The 19,074-nt window shown below is 52.0% G+C and carries 13 protein-coding genes; 3 read left to right on the forward strand and 10 right to left on the reverse strand.

Annotated elements, in window-relative coordinates:
* Nucleotides 1-5,104: 5,104 nt before the first annotated feature.
* From B152_RS0118755 to B152_RS24350, 3 genes are all read right to left on the reverse strand, one after another.
* Nucleotides 5,105-6,136 (reverse strand): CsgG/HfaB family protein, encoded by a 1,032-nt coding sequence (locus B152_RS0118755; protein ID WP_020593983.1) that lies wholly within the window; start codon nucleotides 6,134-6,136, stop codon nucleotides 5,105-5,107.
* Nucleotides 6,137-6,205: 69 nt separating this feature from the next.
* Complete coding sequence (locus B152_RS0118760; RefSeq protein WP_157231171.1) at nucleotides 6,206-6,823, reverse strand: hypothetical protein; 618 nt, start codon at nucleotides 6,821-6,823, stop codon at nucleotides 6,206-6,208.
* Between the two features lie 145 nt (nucleotides 6,824-6,968).
* Nucleotides 6,969-7,871 carry a hydrogen peroxide-inducible genes activator gene (locus B152_RS24350; protein WP_020593985.1) on the reverse strand — a complete coding sequence of 301 codons (903 nt, stop codon included), beginning with the start codon at nucleotides 7,869-7,871 and terminating at the stop codon, nucleotides 6,969-6,971.
* Between the two features lie 252 nt (nucleotides 7,872-8,123).
* Between B152_RS24350 and katG the strand changes: the two genes are divergently transcribed.
* On the forward strand, nucleotides 8,124-10,319 hold the full coding sequence (gene katG / locus B152_RS0118770) for a catalase/peroxidase HPI (RefSeq protein WP_020593986.1): 2,196 nt from the start codon (nucleotides 8,124-8,126) through the stop codon (nucleotides 10,317-10,319).
* A gap of 134 nt (nucleotides 10,320-10,453) precedes the next feature.
* On the opposite strand, the gene B152_RS0118775 is transcribed toward katG, so the two are convergent.
* From B152_RS0118775 to B152_RS0118800, 6 genes are all read right to left on the reverse strand, one after another.
* Nucleotides 10,454-11,446: a cyclodeaminase gene (locus tag B152_RS0118775; protein WP_020593987.1), complete on the reverse strand. Its 993-nt coding sequence runs from the start codon at nucleotides 11,444-11,446 to the stop codon at nucleotides 10,454-10,456.
* On the reverse strand, nucleotides 11,436-12,440 hold the full coding sequence (gene eutB / locus B152_RS0118780) for a hydroxyectoine utilization dehydratase EutB (RefSeq protein WP_020593988.1): 1,005 nt from the start codon (nucleotides 12,438-12,440) through the stop codon (nucleotides 11,436-11,438). Before eutB ends, B152_RS0118775 begins: the two co-directional genes overlap by 11 nt.
* 3 nt (nucleotides 12,441-12,443) lie before the next feature.
* On the reverse strand, nucleotides 12,444-13,256 hold the full coding sequence (gene ehuA, locus B152_RS0118785; RefSeq protein WP_020593989.1) for an ectoine/hydroxyectoine ABC transporter ATP-binding protein EhuA: 813 nt from the start codon (nucleotides 13,254-13,256) through the stop codon (nucleotides 12,444-12,446).
* Entirely contained in the window at nucleotides 13,256-13,927 is a 672-nt protein-coding gene (gene ehuD, locus B152_RS0118790) for an ectoine/hydroxyectoine ABC transporter permease subunit EhuD (RefSeq protein ID WP_020593990.1), read from the reverse strand. The genes ehuA and ehuD overlap by 1 nt, the downstream gene beginning before the upstream one ends.
* Nucleotides 13,924-14,592, reverse strand: a complete 669-nt coding sequence (gene ehuC, locus B152_RS0118795) for an ectoine/hydroxyectoine ABC transporter permease subunit EhuC (protein ID WP_020593991.1) — start codon at nucleotides 14,590-14,592, stop codon at nucleotides 13,924-13,926. Before ehuC ends, ehuD begins: the two co-directional genes overlap by 4 nt.
* A 67-nt stretch (nucleotides 14,593-14,659) precedes the next feature.
* Nucleotides 14,660-15,505, reverse strand: coding sequence for a transporter substrate-binding domain-containing protein (locus tag B152_RS0118800; protein ID WP_020593992.1), 846 nt, complete (start codon nucleotides 15,503-15,505; stop codon nucleotides 14,660-14,662).
* 183 nt (nucleotides 15,506-15,688) lie between these two features.
* Between B152_RS0118800 and B152_RS0118805 the strand changes: the two genes are divergently transcribed.
* Both B152_RS0118805 and B152_RS0118810 read left to right on the forward strand, forming a co-directional pair.
* Nucleotides 15,689-16,876, forward strand: coding sequence for a M24 family metallopeptidase (locus B152_RS0118805; protein WP_026261711.1), 1,188 nt, complete (start codon nucleotides 15,689-15,691; stop codon nucleotides 16,874-16,876).
* 113 nt (nucleotides 16,877-16,989) lie between these two features.
* Nucleotides 16,990-17,682 (forward strand): GntR family transcriptional regulator, encoded by a 693-nt coding sequence (locus B152_RS0118810; RefSeq protein ID WP_020593994.1) that lies wholly within the window; start codon nucleotides 16,990-16,992, stop codon nucleotides 17,680-17,682.
* 46 nt (nucleotides 17,683-17,728) lie between these two features.
* Here the strand turns inward: B152_RS0118810 and B152_RS0118815 are convergent, their stop codons facing one another.
* On the reverse strand, nucleotides 17,729-19,033 hold the full coding sequence (locus B152_RS0118815) for a hypothetical protein (protein ID WP_020593995.1): 1,305 nt from the start codon (nucleotides 19,031-19,033) through the stop codon (nucleotides 17,729-17,731).
* Nucleotides 19,034-19,074: the final 41 nt, after the last annotated feature.

The following is a 19,074-nucleotide window of genomic DNA, read 5'->3' on the forward strand; positions in this document are numbered from 1 at the left end:
AGTTCCGATGTCAGACGCGTCTGTTCTGTCCCCTTGACCATATCCTTCTGAACTTGCGCGAGCAGACGACGGACGTTCAGATTAACTGCCTCAAGGGCGACCATCAGTTTTTCTGCATCCCCTTGTTTCATACCGCTCTCAACCCGTGCAAGTTGACGCTGTAATTGAGAGATAAGCGGCGGAAGTTCTTTGGGATCTGTTCCCGGCAGGCGCGCCAGATCAACCAGCGAGGAAACAGCATTCAGAAGCTCAAGAGCAGAAGCTCCCGGAACATTCAGTTTCTCATGTTGTGCGGCTTCAAGCCTTGACTTGAGCTGTTCGTAGGTGGCCTTGAGATAAGACGTCTCGCGATCATTCTTGCCCTTTTTCCGTGTTGCGAGTATCTCGGCCAGAAATTTCAGACGTGGCTCTTCACTCGCTTTCTGCTGCTCACCATTACCCGAGGTCAGCTCCCGGTTTATCCTTCGGAAAAGAGCATCGAGAAGAACTGCAGCATCCGGTTTCAGGCCATTATCAACCAGTTCATCAAGTGCTTCGTCAAGCAGCTGTTCGGTAATATCTGCCCCGAACCTCTGTGCCATATCAGAAAGCACGCCGGGTAAGATACCTGCTGCCGGATCTTCTTTGGCGAAAGCTGGAAGTATGTCTTTGTTAATCCATTGCACAAGGGAACTCACCGCTTCCAGCTCGGAAGGTTTACTGCGCCCCTCCTCTCCAACCGGGTAACTGGCTTTTGTCGCCTTGATCCGTTTTTTCTCTGCTTCGAGAGCGGCCTTTTGCGTTTCGAACACCTGGGCAAGGCCGTTCTGACCAATCCCGCGATAGTGCGCCGCAGCGGTTTCAAAGGCCTTGATGTTCTCGCTCAAAACCAGTTCGCTCGCCTGCTCTGGGTTTTGTTCTACAGGTTTATTGGCCTGGGATCGTAATTTTTCCTGCTCACTTTCGAGCTGCTTTGCCAGACTGTCGCGACTGGCAAACATCACCTCTCGCTGATCGTTCAAGGACTTTGCCAAACCGGGAACATTGCTGTTTTCTGTCGCAGCCATCGTCTCTTCAAGGGTCTCGATTGACTTGTTGAGGCTCGCAATAGCAGTGCTCAGCTCCTTGGTCTTGGCATTATCTGGGTTTTTTACGGGTGTTACCACAACAGGGTCCGGTTTCTCCACCGGCGGGGGCGCTCCCTCTCTGCCAAGTAACCGATCAATCGTGTTTAATCCCCGTGGATTGTTTTTGGTCTTTTCCTTCTCGAGCGTCCTTTGGTTTTCCAGCGCCTTTGCCACCTGTTGACGGCTAGCTTCCAAAGCTTGCCTTTGCGCAGAAAGACCCTGAGACAGCGGTTGGGGCTCACTTCCTGCAAGTGCCTCCTCAACTGAGGTAATCGCCGAAATATTCAAATCCAGATTGGTGAGTGCCTGCTTGAGCTGCTCTGCTTTACGTGATTCAGTTCTTGTTCTGGTTTGCACCCTGGCAAGGTCCACCTGATTTTTCTGTGTCTGGAGCTGTTGTTTTTCCTGATCCAGCTGCTTCTCCAGGGTTGCCCTTGAGGTAAAGAGAGCCTCTCTTTGTAGATCCAGACCAACTTCAAGACCGGGAATTTTATGCGATCTGGCAGCCGTCATTGTCTGTTCCACGGCTTCGATCGTATCATCCAGGCCAGATATGGCATTTTCCAGCTTGATAACCGCTTCACTTTTCTTTGGTGCCTCAGTAACCGTCAGCTGACGGACTGTCTGGTCAGCTGACTTGGCCAGATCTCCCGCAGATACTGTTCTCTCTTCCGTTGTGGTCAAACCGGATAAAGCCGCGCCCGCAATTCCGCCAAGACCGGCAGCAACTCCGCTCAGTTCTTTCTGATCTTTATCAAGCAGCTTCTGTACGACACCTGTCCCGGATTTTTCCGGCTCATCAGGAAGTCCAGCAAGACTGACCTTCTTGTTTGTTGCCTCGGCAACCTTGCGGCGATTTTCTTCTATGCCCTTGAAGGTATCAATGACCTGGTCTCTGGCTGTGTTCCAGGTAATCGCCCCACCACGTGTCATCGGGGTCGGGGTGAATTTCCCGTCCTGCAGCGTACCTTTCACCCCGAGGCTGTCCAGTTTACCAACAACCTGATCTTGCTGGGCTTTAATTTGATCGCGCTGAAAAGCAAGTACCTCGGTCTGTTGAGCCTGCTGTGCTGTCAGTCCTCCCTGAGATTGAAAAGAAGCCAGCTTGCGCGAAACCGTATCGAGTTCGGTTCCAAGTTTGGCCAGCTTCATCTGCTGGTCGGCGACTGCCGCAACATTATTCGCCAATGCCTTGCGATCAACCTTTCCGTCCGGCCCCAGAGCCAGCCCACTGGCAACATCCGTGTTGTATAACCCGACTTGCCTGCTGAAAATATCAACCTCGACATCTGGCAGCAGCCCCCGCATCTCTTTACGGATCGCATCAGCCTGATCCCGAAGTTCGCCTGACCGCAAACCATCGCTGTAATTTTGCAGGTTCTGATCCGCTTCATGAAACGCCTCGGTTGCCTTCAAAAGCTTGGCCCGGTTTTCCGCCACCTTTTCTCGCAGGGCCTTGGGACCTGTAAAGGTCTTGTTCATCTGCTGTCGCATCTCTTCTTCCGAGCGCATACCGCTGACATCAAAATCAATATATTCGGTATCACCAGCTTCAACGAGAGCCTGCTGGGCCTTCTTGACTTCCTCCAGAGCGTCAAAGCGGACCTGATCCCTGCGCCGTTGTTCCTTCAGCTCGTTAGTATAGCGGCTATCCTTGTCTGCATTTTCGGCTTTGATCTGCTTCTCGACCTCATCCAGCTTATCCGCAAGTTGGCCGAACTTTGCCAAACTTTCTGGCGATCCTCCTTTGGGAATTTCACCCGAAGCCAAAGCCTTTTCTGCTGCATCCAGACGCTCAAGAGCCGAATCATACTGTGCCCCGACCTTTTCAAGCTCCCCGAGTTCCATTCCTTTAATGGATTTGGCTTCATAGAAAGAATCCATGAACTCCTTGGGAATATCCCCACCAACATTCGGGCCGATTGGACCTGACAAAAAGCCCTTGCCCTTCTGGCTTTTATCAAAGGCTTTTTGGGCAGCATCCAGTTCAGCACCCAATCCCAGTGCATTGGCCTCGGCAACGAAGACAGCTTCCTTTGCTTCAGCCTGGGCAGACTCATTTTGTTCAAGCAAACCTTCCAGTCCCCGCATCTGCTTGCGGAAATCAGAAGCCTCATTTTCCGTAATACCTTTGCCATGTTTCTGCCATTCGGCTTTTTGACGAAGATCCGCCATGGCCCGTTTGATCTGCTCTTCCTGTTCAGCAAGCTGCTTTACCTTTTTATCGGCTTTATGTTTATCAAACTCGGCATCATTCATGCCAAATTTCTGGTCTTTCATATCTTCAACCAGCTGTGTGGCTTTCTGATGCTCTTTGACGTCCTTGTTAAATTGTTTGGCTTCTTTCTGCAGAGCAGTCCCCGCATTTCTGTGATCATGTTTTGCGGCCTGGTTATCCGCGCGAAGTCGCCTGATATTCTGGCAGGCTGAACTCCGGCAATTGGGGTCCCCATCCCTGCGCATCTCATCTTCAATTTCACGCAGATTTTTATCTTCGCGTTCAAGATCCTCCCCGTCTTTTTCATGCTTTTCAGCTTTTCTTTTCAGCTCCTTGTTCTTTCGTTCAAGCTCCTTGCGCTCTTCCTCAAGCTTTTCTTCTGCTTCTCTGCGCGCCTTGTATTTTTTATCTTTCTCCCGGCGCTCCATTTCTTCTTTCATCCGCTTTCTGGCTTTTTCCAGCTTCTCTTTCAGCTTTTTCTTCTTCTCCAGCTCTTCTTTTATTTTCTTCGCTTTTTCAGCGTTCTCTTTGTCTTCCTTGTCCGCCGCCGCTTCGATATCCTTGGGATCAACCACAATCTCGAGTGTTGCATTCTCAATCATGGCCAGTGAGGCATTTCCAGCTGAACGAACCATCTCCCCAACCTGATTGATCAGGCTGTTCAGGTTTGGGCCAGACCATTCGCGGACCGTATCAATGCTGCTGATCGGGGCGACATCTTCCCGGACCAGGTTTCTTTTCGCCCGCTCCTCCGAAGCCTTGCGCATGGCTGTGATCTGCTCAAGCGTCATGCCCGGTTCTTTTTTCTTTTCCTCGTGATGAACCTCGTTACTCCCTTGGGAAACACTCCCCCCTTCTTCGGTTATCGCAGCAGCTTCGCCACTTTCGGCGATAACTTCCTCAGCAGCGGCTTCGGCATCAGCTCCAGCATCTGATGAAACCTCTGAGCTTTCTGCCGAGACTTCACTCGAGACAGCTGCAACAGAAGAAGGTGCCGCTGGTACAGCTTCTTCGGTAGGGTTCTGTATCGCGATTACAGGAGCTGAGGGACTTGATACCACCTCGGGGGCCCTATTGACCTGATTAACGGAAGGCGGCTGCGGTGCAACGGTTATCCGGGTATTTCCTCCGGTTACCGTTTCCGTGCGGCTTGTTCCTGGTACCGTCATCCCCAGCACATTCGGTTGATAAGGCGCGGCTATTACAGGTGTAGACGATGTTGTTTCGCTTGTTGTGACAGAAGAAACACTAGAGGGGACATTATAGGTTTGAATATTATAGGTCGGGACCGGTGTCTCAATAACATTAAAGGTGGGCAAGGTTGGGCGGTAAGGCTGACTCGGGCTATAGGGTGATACATACCCTTCAGCCTGTCGCGCTTGGGTAGCCTGGGTGGCTTGCGTTGCCTGAGTGGCATAACCACCGCCATAAGTCGTCGCCTGCCCCGGCGTAAAGACACTATAGCCCTGGTTTTGATAGATAGAGGGAATCTCCTGCCCCCGAGATTCTTTGGGAAACAGAAAAAGGGCCAACAAAAACAGGAAAATACGATAATCCCTATAGCTCGAAAGAGTGGGATATACCGTCCCTGTAAGTAAAAAACCGCCCATCACCAAATCTCCCATATCCTGTCCAGACAGGGATTACTTCGACGACAGCGGTTGGCCACCGTAGCCTACTGCTACAAAGCCTTGTCCTGTGTATTGTTTATCTCGCCATCACCTCAATCTGAAGCAACCCATATGCAAGCTTTTCATCCCACCTTCCACCAGCCGAGCCACTAGCGGACAAGAACAATCACGTCTCCCCTCTGCGGTGCATCAATGTCCAAAGGTATAAAACCTCCAAAGGAAACCTTTTCAAGCACATCGGAGACCGTCACCAGTCCGAGTTCTTTTTTACGGATCATCAAGACTTCACCCGTCTGGGGATCGGTCAGTCTCTTGACAACCCGCTCAACCATAAACTTGTCATTGGCCTGAATACCCGAGCTGCTGCCAGCATTGATATAAACCTGCCCCTCGTCAAAATCGACCACCTGCCCTGTCCAGGCCACCGTATTGGTTTTTGCAGCAATCAGCTGAACAGCATGGGTAATGGCTTTTCTCGTGGCTTCACCAAGCGGGGTTTTGTAAAACTGGTTTGTGCCCAGACTGACGCCCTCATAGCCAAGCGACAGGTCCCAGGAGGAGTTATCAATCGGTTCAGACACCCGGTAGACCTCCTCGACCTGGGATGTCGTGGCATTGACAAGCCGGATATCCATAGCCACCTTTCCCGAGGCTGATTGCCTGGAGAGGCCACCGCTGAAGAGATTGCCAATTGTCCCGGTAGAGACACCAAGGCCAAAACCACCGCCTTGGTCATCGGTACCAAATTCGGTAACCGAGCCATAGATCAAAAAATTCAGCCCGGTGACCTGGCCCAGTTCCGGACCTGTTGTCGGGCTGGTTATATTCTGACCCTTCATTTGCTGCTCCGCCAGTACCTGCTGAACGTTGGCACGTTCAACAACAATAAAGCGGCCTGACTCAACCAGTGCCGAGGTCATCATGGCGGAAAGCCCGCCCCCGATATCCCAATCTCCGTACTTCTGCTCAAAAGCGCCAATGGCATCAAATTTCCCGACCGACACCACCCGTTTTGGCCCGGCAATTTCCTGTACCGGTTCGGTCAGAACCATGACTTTCTCGTCACCAGTATCGGCAGAAGTCTGGGAATAGACGGGGGACAGTGACAGGGCACAAAACAAAGATGCCACCGTAAAAATCAGTCCGCTTTTCGAGAGGGAATGCAACTGAAGCCCTAGCATAGTTGTTAGCCTTTCCTGATCTATTATACCGCAAACCAAGACCCCGACAGCCGTCCCCAAAAACAGAGGCTATTGAGGTACCCAGATCCCGGTTGTTTTATCAATCCGATATCTTTCAACTAGCGAGCCATCAACGGTGATCACATCAGCAACAATAAAACCCTCTTCATCACTTATATCACCAACTTTCAGCCGTGGATTTCCATTCACCATCAACTGATATTCAAGCAGCAGACGAACCGCTTTCTCATTCGGTCCAGTGGGTCCGTAAACATTCCCGACCTGAGACCCTGACTGAGGTGACGAAGACTGAGAACGGACGACACTAAGTGCACGTGGCAATGTGTGTGGAGGAGATTCTGTACTGGGTTGAGGATTTTGCTCCTCTGCAAGAGCACGGACAATGTTGGACAGAGTGTTAATCTGTTGTGTCAGTGCATAATAATCAATCTGACGATCTTTGGGATCGCGATAGATATTTTCATAACCGAGCTGCGATTGAGCCCTGATTTCAGAGGCTTTTCGTAATTGTTGCGCCTGGAAGTGCTGCCGCTCTTCCAGTGAAATTTCTTCAGAGAATGTAACCTTGGGATTACCAACAAAACTTACCAAAAGCAAAAATGCGACACTCAAACAAAGGCCATTTTTACCGGCTAACAAACTCCTGAATTTAAAGGGAACATCCATTGATCTTCCAAACAAATTTACGGAGGTAGCTGTCGTAATTTTGTAACTATTGTACAGAAACACCCCTAATTAAGCAACAAGAGCTATCCTCTTGTCATTATTGGAATAAACCCCACACACAACCATAGGAAAGTTATTTTTTTATTTACACAATTGGCTGAGAGTTTTTGAACAACTCCGCCAAAAGTTCAAACTCTGCAACTCGCGGAGATGAGGCTCTCCACACCAGACCTATCTGCCGGGCTGTCCGTCTTTGCAGAGGGATCAGGCGAATATCCCTTGTGGGAGACATCCCGGCGTCCACTGCCATTTGGGGTAACAGCGTTACACCAATACCTGAGGCCACCATTTGCACCAGAGTTTGCAGGCTCGTGGCATCAAACTGAACCCGGACAGGAGACTTGTTCAGGCTACAGGCTTCCAGGGCGTGGCTCCGAAGACAATGCCCCTCTTCGAGTAGGAACAGAGGCTGATCGATCAGATCTTCGTCTGTAATCGTTTCATGGTCGGACAAGGGATGATCGGCATGACAGGCGAGCTGGAAAGCATCATCAAACAAAACACGCACTGCCAAATTTTCTGTGTCGTAGGGGAGTGCGATCAGAGCAACATCAAGTTCACCTTCCCGTAGACGAGAAAGAAGAACAGAGGTTTGTTCCTCGCGCAAGTACAGTCTTAATTTCGGATACCTGCCCCCGATCTCTGGCAGTATCTTCGGTAATATGAAGGGACCGACTGTTGGAATCGCTCCCAGTTTCATATCCCCGGTCATTGGTTCTTTCTGGGTGGATGCCAGCCGCATAACGTCTTCTGCATCGCGTAATAAACAACGCGCCCGTTCGGCAATCTCCAGTCCAATGGGGGTTACAAAAACCGTCCGCTTGGTTCGCTCGGCCACAGCAACCCCCAGAACGTTTTCCAGATCACGGATGCCAGCACTGAATGTCGAAGGTGTGACATTACAGCGTTCAGCCGCCTGGGCAAAGTGTCGGGTTTCGGCAAGAGCTGTCAGATATTGCAGCTGCTTAAGACTTGGTAACGGCTTCATCTATCATTTTCTATAATTCGGAAATTCCGAACACAATATCAAATTTATATCGTTTCACAAAATTATATTAAGTACGTAAATTTCTTCTAATGAATTCGGGATACCACAAGTGATCAAAAATCAGGGACATAACAACACCAGTTCCACAGACCCAATATTTTAAATTTCCAAGAAAGCTGCCTTGATACAGCACACAATGATAAGCTGACCCAAGACTGATTAAAACCAACCACCAGATCAGGAGAACTTTTTATGAGCAAAACGACCGGAAACACTGCGGGCAAGTGTCCTATGGGCCATTCAGCAGGTGGTGGTACATCGAACCGGGACTGGTGGCCGAACCAGCTCAATCTTAAAATTCTCCATCAGAACTCTTCCCTGTCCAACCCCATGGGCAAGGCGTTCAACTACTCTGAAGCTTTTAAGAAGCTTGATCTGGCTGCATTAAAGAAAGATCTTAACACGCTGATGACAGACTCCCAGGAATGGTGGCCAGCTGATTATGGACATTATGGTGGTCTCTTTATCCGCATGGCCTGGCACAGCGCCGGGACTTATCGTACGGGTGATGGCCGGGGTGGCTCATCGTCCGGGTCACAGCGCTTTGCCCCGCTCAACAGCTGGCCGGACAATGGCAATCTCGATAAGGCCCGCCGTTTGCTCTGGCCCCTCAAACAGAAGTACGGCAACAGCATCTCCTGGGCTGATCTGATGATCCTTGCTGGTAACGTCGCGCTGGAATCCATGGGTTTTAAAACCTTCGGCTTCGGCGGCGGCCGCGAAGACATCTGGGAACCGGAAGAAGACATCTACTGGGGCACAGAAACCGACTGGCTTGGCGACAAGCGTTACAGCGGTGACCGGGACCTCGAAAATCCTCTTGCTGCCGTTCAGATGGGGCTGATCTATGTGAATCCCGAAGGACCAAATGGTGAACCGGACCCGGTTAAATCCGGTCGCGACATCCGCGAGACCTTCGCCCGTATGGCGATGAATGATTACGAGACCGTCGCCCTCACCGCTGGTGGCCATACCTTCGGCAAAGCTCACGGCGCAGGTGATCCCGCCCATGTCGGCCCCGAGCCAGAGGGTGCGTCGATCGAGGCACAGGGCCTGGGCTGGCTCTCAACTTACAAAAGTGCCAAGGGACGCGATACCATCACCAGCGGCATCGAAGGCGCCTGGACACCAACCCCGACGAAGTGGGACATGAGCTATTTCGATGTGCTTTTCGGTTACGAATGGGAGCTGACCAAAAGTCCCGCCGGTGCTCAGCAGTGGCAGCCAAAAGGGTTGAAACAAGAGGATATGGCCCCAGACCCCGAAGACCCGACCAAGAAAATGCCGATCATGATGACCACAGCCGATATGGCAATGCGTATGGACCCGGCCTACGAGAAGATTTCACGTCATTTTCATGCCAATCCAGAAGAATTCGCTGATGCCTTTGCCCGGGCCTGGTACAAGCTGACCCACCGCGACATGGGACCGGTCACCCGCTATCTCGGCTCGGAAGTACCCGCTGAGGAACTGCTGTGGCAGGACCCGATCCCGGAAGCTGATTACAAGGTAATCTCAGCAGCAGAAATCACGGACCTTAAAACCCGTATTCTCGCTTCCGGTCTTTCGATCTCCGAACTGGTTGCCACTGCCTGGGCATCAGCTTCAACCTTCCGAGGTTCCGACAAACGCGGCGGCGCAAACGGGGCGCGTATCCGCCTTGCGCCACAGAAGGATTGGGAAGTCAATCAACCCAAGCAGTTGAATAAGGTCCTGACGGGCCTGGAGAAGATCCAGAAAGCGTTTAACAGTGCCCAGTCAGGCGGGAAAGCCGTTTCTCTTGCTGATCTAATCGTCCTCGGCGGTTGCGCTGCTGTCGAACAGGCAGCAAAGAACGCAGGACACAAGATAGCTGTTCCTTTCACACCCGGTCGTACTGACGCTTCGCAAACACAGACCGACGTAGACTCCTTCGCCGTTCTTGAGCCAATTGCAGATGGTTTCCGCAACTATCTCAAAACCGAATACAGTGTTCCGGCTGAAAAGCTTCTGGTTGATAAAGCCCAGCTGCTGACACTGACCGCACCAGAGATGACTGTCTTGGTCGGTGGCATGCGTGTGTTGAATGCAAATGTCGGTCAGTCCGCCACAGGTGTCTTCACCAAGCGTCCTGAAACCCTGAGCAATGATTTTTTTGTCAACCTGCTCGACATGAACACTGAGTGGAAAGCCACTTCAGGCTCAGAACAGGAGTTCAAGGGGCAGGACCGTTCCACCGGGAAAGTAAAGTGGACCGGCAGCCGTGTCGATCTGGTCTTTGGTTCGAACTCGCAACTTCGGGCCCTGGCAGAAGTCTATGCCTGTGACGACGCAGGCGAAGATTTTGTCCGGGACTTTGTTGCTGCCTGGACCAAAGTGATGAACGCTGATCGTTTCGATCTGGCCTGATCTTCGCTTCCGCCCCTCGAACGCTGTCAAAACCCGGCTGCGTTCGGGGGGCTTTTATAACTGGCGCGGGACGGCCAAAGCCACTTGGTTCACCCGACAGTTATTCCCGGAAGTTAATCCTGTATTTCCAGTCTTTATGCACGCGCGCTTATTGACGTACCAGCATCGCCAATAATGTTTCTGACATGTGTCGCAATCGCCGTATCCTGAGCACCTGTTCCGGTGAGATCACAGATCGTAATGTCATCCTCATGACTTCGTCCCACAGACACGCCGGTAATAACCTGTCCCAATTCTGCTGGCTGTTTTCCGCTCCAGCATCCGGCGTCAATTGCCGCCCGCAGCTCCCCCATCTTTTCACACTGGCTGACACGGTCACATACATAGGCATCTGCAAGTACAAGCGCCTTGGGGTCAATTTCGTTCTTGCCGTGCTGATCCGATCCCATCGCTGTGATATGAAGTCCGGAATGCAACCAGTCAGCAGAGATTACCGGTGTTCTTGCGGGTGTGGTTGTAATAACGAGCTGGCTTTGGGCCACCAGAGCGGCTGCATCCCCGACGACTTCTGTCTCAATACCGAGAACCCGGGCCACATCTTCAGCACAACGCGCCGCATGTTCCGCATTCCGTCCATGGATTAATGCCCGCGAAAACGGCCGCACGAGATGTGCCGCCTGCAACTGCAAACGCGCCTGAACTCCTGTGCCGATCACACCAGCTGTCTCGACCTCAGCCGGAGCCAGATGGCGCGCGGCAACCGCACCCGCAGCCGCTGTCCGGATATCGGTCAGATAACCATTATCCAGAAACACAGCCTCAACCAGACCGGTTTTTGCTGATAACAGGATCATCAGGCCGTTCAGACTGGGCAATCCCAGTTTCGGATTGTCAAAAAAACCCGGACTAACCTTGATTGCAAAGCCGTCGAACCCCGGGATATAGGCGGTTTTAACATCCACTTCACCATTTGCTGCTGCCAGCTCCATTGACAGAACCGGAGGCATCACGACAGCCCCGGACGCAAGAGCAGCAAAAGCCTGCTCAACGACCTCTACCGCTGTCAGATCAAGCGTGATCACATTACGTAACTCTGCCTCGGTGACGATCCTGACTTCATGCGCCATAGAGTTTTCCTTTCAACCTGCGTTCCCCCAACAACACGTCCTGCCCGGACATGATCGCAGTAAAGATATTCATGTCGAGATTGCGCCCTGTGATAATTGTTCCTGTGGATCCCTCTGCCTTTACCTTGCCGGATAGGACTGCCGCCAGACCTACACAGGAGGCTCCCTCCGCAATAATCCGGTCTTCGAAATACAGCACCTGCATGGCATCGCGAATTTCCTCTTCACTCACCAGAACAATTCCATCAAGGAGATCGCGGCACATGGCAAAAGACAGCCTATTATTCAATTCGATCCCGCCTCCCAGGCTGTCTGCAAGACTGGCAACTTCTTCTACCTCAATCGGTTTCCCGGCCAGAATCGAGTGATGCATGGCAGCCCCTCGATCCATAGTGATACCGATAACCTGAACCTTCGGATTAACAGCCTTGGCAGCAGCAGCAACACCTGCGGCAAGACCGCCTCCGGAAAGTGGGACAAGCAACCTGTGCAGGTCCGGGCGTACATTTATAATCTCAAGACCGATCGTCCCCTGCCCGGCAATAACATGAGGATCATCAAAGGGCGAAATCTCCACCAACCCTTCCAACTCCACCAGACGTCGGCTTTCGGCAAGCGCGTCATCCTGGCTTTTGCCAACGATCCTGACTTCGGCACCAAGCGCTTTAATACCCTCAACCTTGGCCTGGGGCACGAGGGACGACATACAGACAATCGCACGCAGGCCCAGACGCGCAGCGGCAAAAGCAACCCCGCGTCCATGGTTGCCCGTTGAACAGCAGGTCACCCCGGCGGCGTCACCCGGCACAGATGCAACCGCATTCATGGCCCCGCGCAGCTTGAAGGCACCGATGGGCTGCATGATCTCCATTTTCATCAGGAACTCCTGCCCCGCATATTTGGTCATATAGGGAGAAGGAATAAACGGCGTATTATCTGCCACCCCTTTAATTATCTGCTGGGCGGACAGAATATCCTCAATCTTTATGCTCATGCTCTAGTCCGCTGACTTTACCGCGCTCAGGAACTGCTGCGTGCGTTCCTTTTGCGGGTGGTCAAACAACTGTTCGGGTGGCCCCTGTTCCTCGATTTTTCCACCAAAGAAGAAACACACCCTGTCAGAGATATCTTTGGCAAACCCCATCTGGTGGGTCACCATCAACATCGTCAGATTATGTTCTGCAACAAGCTTCTTGATCACATTTGTAACCTCGCCAATCACTTCGGGATCAAGCGCGGAAGTCACTTCATCAAACAGCATTACCTTTGGTCGCATCGCCAGAGCCCGCGCAATGGCAACTCTTTGCTGTTGTCCCCCAGACAAACGCGAGGGATGTTGATCCTTCTTGTCGATCATCCCTACAAGCTCAAGCAGATCTTCGGATCTTTCGCGCGCGGCCCTTTTTGACATTCCCAGAACCTGCACAGGCCCTTCCATGCAGTTTTGCAGCGCCGTCATGTGCGGGAAAAGGTTGAAATGCTGGAAACACATGCCGATGGGTTCGCGTGCCTTGCGCAGGTACTTGTCATCTGCAGGAACCAGCCCCCCGTTCTTTTCCATATGCGTGATCGGTTTGCCGTTAACATAGATCACTCCTTGCTGGATGCGCTCCAGCATCAACATGCGAAGAACAGTTGTCTTGCCAGAGCCTGACGGACCGATCACAGACACCATTTCACCCTCACGGATATCGAGATCAAGATTCTCGAGAACCGTCAGGGAACCATAGGCCTTGGTAACGTTTTTAAAGCTGACCATAGGGACATCCGCCCCCTCCAGCTGTAACGGATAGCGTGACATGTCTTCCATCAGTACACCCCTAACTTTCTGCGAACCCACATTTCAGAAATTCGAACCAGCCCTGCTGTGGGCAGCGATACCAGGAGAAAAATTATCCCCACCAGGGTGTAGGGTTCGAGAAAACGATAACTTTCTGATCCGATTGCATTGGCCGTATGCATCAGCTCTGCCACGCCGATCACCGATAACATCGGTGTGTCCTTGAGAATACCAACGAGATAATTTCCCATTCCAGCAAAACAGGCGGGCAAAGCCTGGGGAATAATGATCCGCCAATAGGTCTTGCGCGTCGAAAGACTGAGGGCGGAACAGGCTTCCCATTGCCCCACAGGCACACTGTTCAGACCACCGCGATAAACCTCGGACAGATAGGCCGAATAGTGCAAGCCAATAGCAATCATCCCCGATGTCCAGGGCGACAGCCGGATACCGATCTGCGGTCCGACAAAGAAGACAAAAAAGATCTGAAGAACCAAAGGGGTGGATCGGATGAACTCGACAAATTCACGCACGACCAGGGTGAGCAACCTGTAGGGAGTGCGTTGGGACAAAGCCAACACAAGCCCCAGTACAATGGCGATACCATAACCAGCCCCTGCAGCAAGCAGCGTGTTCGCCGTTGCTGATATCAGCCGCGGCAATATTTCCCATGTAAAATCCCAGCGCCAGTCAAACATCATTCGGTCCTCCCCAGCTTGCGCAACATGACCTGTTCGAGCCACCGCATGAACGGCGTTACCAGCACCCGAGCGAATAGATAATAAATGATCAGTGCAGTTCCGAATGTCTGTGCGGACAGATAGGTTGACCCGTTGATCTGCTTGGCCTCGAACATCAGATCAGCGACCGAGATCAGCGAAACCAGCGCCGTGCCTTTAAGCAGTTCGATCAGCAGGTTACCCCAGGGCGGCAGCATATTCAAAAGAGCCTGTGGCAGAATGATCCGCCACATGCGTTTGGCCGGTGACATGGACAGGGAATAGGCCGCTTCCCACTGTCCTCTGGGTACAGATTGTATCCCTCCCCGGACCAGTTCGGCACCATAGGCCCCCAGGTTCATGCCAACAGCGACAAAACCGGCGGTAAATTTCTCAAGCGTCAGTCCAAACAGAGGAAGCACAAAAAAGATCCAGTAAAGCTGAACCAGCAATGACGTACCGCGAAACAATTCGATGTAAATGACTGCGCTCCCTTTGATCAAAGGGTTCGACGAGAGTTTCATCAAGCCGGCAAGCAGCGCGATCGCAATTGCCAATACGGCCGCAAGGGCAAACTGCACCGCCGTTATCAAGGCACCATCAACAAAACGTGGGCCCTGTTCTACAAGAAATTCCCAATAGGACATGCGCCACCTCCTTGAAAAGCCACAAAAAAATGCGGGTGCAGGCACCCGCGAGACTTAGGGAGGTTCTTTAGCGGTTATTACAAACCCAATCCGTTGTGGCTTCCCCGGGCAGGATTTTTTCGTCATAACCATACGGGGCTACAGCCTCAAGCATCGCTTCCGACCCCAGATAACCAGTCTGCGCCTGGTTGAATTTCGTCAAGAAATCTGAATCTTCGCCATTGAAGGCAATTCCGACCCAGTTCTGTGTCCATTCCGGCAAGGCACCCGGATCAGTAACATCCAGTGTTCCACCAGAATTCGCAGAAAGCTCTTTTGCCGTAAAGAAGGCTACCGCGCCCGCATCGGCACGCCCTGCCTTGACAGCAGCCAGAATTTCGGTTGGTCCGGGAACCTGCATGATGCTTGCATCAGCAAGACCTTCTTTCCTGGCGGCTTCAACAGTATTAAAACCTGCTCCGGTCACCATAATGGCATCCTTCTCGATCAGGTCCTTGTAGTTCTCGATGCCTTTTGGGTTGCCTGCAGGAACAATAAACGCGTCAGAAACCCGGGCCATCGGTTCTGAGAAAGACACGTTTTCGCAACGGCTGTTCAAGATAAACATGCCGCCTGTAATCATGTCAAAGCGACCGGCCTTGAGACCAGGAATCAACCCACCCCAGTCTGTCACAACCGGCTCGACATTTTCATAGCCCATCTTGCCCAAGACGCCCAATACATGCGCATTAACAAAACCCAGCGGTTGATTGGCTTCACCCGGATAGGCCCAGGGAACTTCATTTGCAAAACCAATCCGGATTGTCTCACCTGCCTCGATCCGGTCCATAAGTGGTCCGGCCTGAGCGGACACAACCCCGATTGCCAAGACGGCAATTGTTGCGAACGAAGACTTCAGGAAATTACTTTTCATAGCTTGATCCTCACTGTTCACGGACATTTTTGTTGTTATTAATTTGTATACAACAATATCAAAACAGGAACATGTCAACAAATAAAATAACCATAATTGACAATTTTCGATCATATTATGTTGTTTAAAGTGAACTTTACAATTATATGTATACATCTAAGATTATGCATTTCGGAGCACTAAATGTTGAAATCAAAGGATCTTCCCTTCAGCAAAAACGAGTACGACAGACGAATATCAAAGTGCCGTTCAAAAATGCTGGCTGCGGGAATCGAGACACTTCTTGTAAGCGATCCCTCCAATATGGCCTGGCTTACCGGCTACGATGGCTGGTCATTCTATGTCCATCAGGGAGTTATCCTTTCCCTGAGCGATGATCCGATATGGTGGGGACGTGCGCAGGACGCAAATGGAGCGCTGCGCACTGTCTGGATGGAAGACGGCTGTGTGATTGCCTACGGGGAAGCCTTCGTACAATCAACCACCTGCCATCCAATGCAGGATCTCGCCCGGAAGTTAAGTGACCTTGATTTGCTTCGTGGGCGCCTAGGTGTTGAAATGGACAACTATTACTTTTCAGGCAAGGCACTCGACAGCTTGCGCCAGTCTCTCCCCGGCATCGAACTGGTTGACACCACAGGAATGGTCAACTGGTGCCGAACGGTAAAATCATCCGAAGAACTCGGCTTTATGCGCAACGCCGCGCGTATTACCGAAAAAATTATTGGCAATATCGTAGAACGCGTGGAACCAGGCATCCCCAAAAACAAACTGGTCGCACAGATTTACGCCGATGCGATTGATGGGGTAGACGACCTCTGGGGGGACTACCCCGCCATAGTTCCCCTGCTTCCCAGTGGCGCAGATGCATCAGCGCCACACCTCACATGGAATGGCAAGGAGTTCGCCACTGGTGAAGCCACTTTTTTCGAAATATCAGGCTGCTACCGCCGCTACCATTCCCCCATGTCCAGAACGGTATTTCTTGGCAAGCCACCAGCCCACTTGATCAACGCAGAACAAGCCCTGATCACAGGGCTGGAAGCCGGACTGGAAGCGGCAAAGGCAGGAAACCGCGCCTCGGATATTGCAAAGGCACTCAAGAACGAATTGCGCAAAGCGGGAATAGATCGGCAGGGACGCGTGGGCTATCCGACTGGCCTGTCCTACCCCCCTGACTGGGGCGAGCGGACAATATCATTACGTGAAGATGACGATAGCATTCTGGAACCCGGCATGACGTTTCATTTTATGCCGGGCTTGTGGATGTCAGATTGGGGGCTGGAGATCACCGAGACAATCGCGATACGCGAGACCGGCCCTGCCGAATGCCTCGCATCGGTTCCCCGCAAGCTTTTTATCAAAGACTGAACATGCTGTACCAGGCAATGTCTCCCCACTATGCTATCGCAGCCCAATGCGATGCGGATTGGGAAATGCTGGAAAAACTGAAACAGTCATTACACTAGTTACGGAGTCAGAAAATGGACATACAGAAAACGGGAGGCTCCACAACAGCCAATGGACGATCCCAGGCCATCTTTGAAGAGCTCCGCAATCGGATCTGCTTCCTGATCTATCCTCCGGGAACCCGCTTGGGTGAGATCGAGCTCGCCAATGAATTCGGGGTGAGCCGAACGCCTATTCGCCGGGTTCTTGCCGGGCTTGAAATGCGCGGTCTTGTACAGGCTCAACATGGCGTCGGAACCATTGTAACCGAGATACAGGATAAAACCCTGTTTCAGACCTATGAACTGCGCAAAGAGCTTTCTCTGCTCCTGGCTCGACTGTCACCCACGGCGGACAGCCAAAAAATTGCAACGGCGGTGAAGCCGCTCATCGCCAAACTGCTCGCTCTACCAGACGAGCCCTGCGTAACCGACTACGCCCGCATCAATGCCGCTTTTTTTCAGGAACTCCTGCAGATCACTGACAATGAACCCCTCAAGGAAATATGTGAAAATCTTTACTTCCTGACATCCCGGATCTGGGTGCACTCCATTCCCCAATCAAGCCTGCGGGAAGAAGTCCGGGTTTTCCACCGGGAAATGGAAGAAGTGCTCGATGCCCTGCTGAGCGGCGATATCCAGGCCGTAGGCTATATTCGCTGGATGCACATCAACCTTAGTTACAAAAGACTGCGCAGTCGAAACACCACTGCCCAACAAGAAGACTAGCGCCTCCCCAACCGGCGATTCCGATTGCCATCACACCCAAAACAGCTCACTCCTGCTCCAGGCGCATAACCCCAACTGCTGCGTGATTATGAGCATTGACGACAGCAGAGTTCCCAATTCCTGCCCGCGCCAGCCCCCCTGAAAACTGCCCCTCGCGGATAAAAATTCCGAGAACAGGTGCTTCCTGTCGTTCGATAAAATCTCCCTGGGGGGTCATGGCCACAACCGTCTGCTTTACCGGCTGGACACGTTTTTGCAGGACAAAAAGAACCTCTCCATTTGCGGCTTCTTCCAGCAGCTCCTGCCAGCGGGCTTCTGTCTGCTCCCAGCCACAGAACACCTCCATTCCGCCATAGCCGATTGCAGCTTTCAAAACCCACTTTTCTCGATCAAATCCCCCCTCCCGGGCAAGCAGATCGGAGGTAACACAATAGGTTTCCGGAATGTATTTCAGAACAAGATCCTGATCTGCCGGCGTTAAGGAGCCCTTTCGAGCCTGCTCATAGAGGACAGCCAGGCCCGCCTTACTCATCAGAAGATCTGTTGCCAGAGGATTAACCGAAAGAACATCCTGCCGACCAACTGCAGAGAGATACCTGTGATACAGCTCAGGTCTGGCAGCAACATCCCGTAGCGTAAACACCTCAAAGACAAGCGTTACCCCCTTGCTTGCAGGCTCAAACTTGCTTGCAACCTCCACCCGGACCTGCCTGTTTAAAATTCGTGCCAGAACCTGCGCAGCCCCATCCGCACTGAAGGGACTGTTCCGGTACTGCTGATCATCATCAACAACGACGACATCAGACAGCTCCCTTCCCGCAACAAGCTTTGCTACCAGCTCACCCAACGCATCCAGGGCATTCCCCCCTCGAACATCATGCCCTGCAAGGTACTCGGCAAGCTGTTCGGACAACAGGACATCGTACAGATCCTGCATCGCATCACAGTCCAGACCGGAAACAGCTCCACCAGAATTAAACTCGATAATCTTCCACCCCTCAATCGATGGTAGAATATCCCAACGACCAAACGCAGGTGGTCGCCCTGCCAATGTTCCGGTTAGAAAAGCCGCCTGCTCTGATGAATAACCCAAAGCAAGGGCCCATTGCGTCATATCAGAATGGAAAAACAGCTCTGGCATTTCCTGAAGCAATTGCCCCAGTCGCTGCAGATCACGACAAGCCTGCCCGGTTTCCTTGCGTCCGAGAATAACCGGGCTCAGCAAGACATTTTCATCCGGGCTCAAAAACCGCTCTTTAATCCCTGTGAGGCGGAGGTTGTTCGCACTTTCATCCGCATCATAATCTTCCAGAAAATATTCCTGCCAATGCTCTCCTGGATTACAATCCATCACTTCCCCTCCGCCTGGATTATCATTTTATACTCATGCCC

The sequence above is a fragment of the Kiloniella laminariae DSM 19542 genome (genome assembly GCF_000374005.1).
In the GTDB taxonomy this organism is placed as follows: domain Bacteria; phylum Pseudomonadota; class Alphaproteobacteria; order Kiloniellales; family Kiloniellaceae; genus Kiloniella; species Kiloniella laminariae.

What these genes read in the sequence shown, in the direction of transcription:
- B152_RS0118755 (WP_020593983.1), bottom strand. Translation starts at nt 6,136, where the DNA reads ATGCTAGGGCTTCAGTTGCATTCCCTCTCGAAAAGCGGACTGATTTTT.
- B152_RS0118760 (WP_157231171.1), bottom strand. Translation starts at nt 6,823, where the DNA reads ATGGATGTTCCCTTTAAATTCAGGAGTTTGTTAGCCGGTAAAAATGGC.
- B152_RS24350 (WP_020593985.1), bottom strand. Translation starts at nt 7,871, where the DNA reads ATGAAGCCGTTACCAAGTCTTAAGCAGCTGCAATATCTGACAGCTCTT.
- katG (WP_020593986.1), top strand. Translation starts at nt 8,124, where the DNA reads ATGAGCAAAACGACCGGAAACACTGCGGGCAAGTGTCCTATGGGCCAT.
- B152_RS0118775 (WP_020593987.1), bottom strand. Translation starts at nt 11,446, where the DNA reads ATGGCGCATGAAGTCAGGATCGTCACCGAGGCAGAGTTACGTAATGTG.
- eutB (WP_020593988.1), bottom strand. Translation starts at nt 12,440, where the DNA reads ATGAGCATAAAGATTGAGGATATTCTGTCCGCCCAGCAGATAATTAAA.
- ehuA (WP_020593989.1), bottom strand. Translation starts at nt 13,256, where the DNA reads ATGGAAGACATGTCACGCTATCCGTTACAGCTGGAGGGGGCGGATGTC.
- ehuD (WP_020593990.1), bottom strand. Translation starts at nt 13,927, where the DNA reads ATGATGTTTGACTGGCGCTGGGATTTTACATGGGAAATATTGCCGCGG.
- ehuC (WP_020593991.1), bottom strand. Translation starts at nt 14,592, where the DNA reads ATGTCCTATTGGGAATTTCTTGTAGAACAGGGCCCACGTTTTGTTGAT.
- B152_RS0118800 (WP_020593992.1), bottom strand. Translation starts at nt 15,505, where the DNA reads ATGAAAAGTAATTTCCTGAAGTCTTCGTTCGCAACAATTGCCGTCTTG.
- B152_RS0118805 (WP_026261711.1), top strand. Translation starts at nt 15,689, where the DNA reads ATGTTGAAATCAAAGGATCTTCCCTTCAGCAAAAACGAGTACGACAGA.
- B152_RS0118810 (WP_020593994.1), top strand. Translation starts at nt 16,990, where the DNA reads ATGGACATACAGAAAACGGGAGGCTCCACAACAGCCAATGGACGATCC.
- B152_RS0118815 (WP_020593995.1), bottom strand. Translation starts at nt 19,033, where the DNA reads ATGGATTGTAATCCAGGAGAGCATTGGCAGGAATATTTTCTGGAAGAT.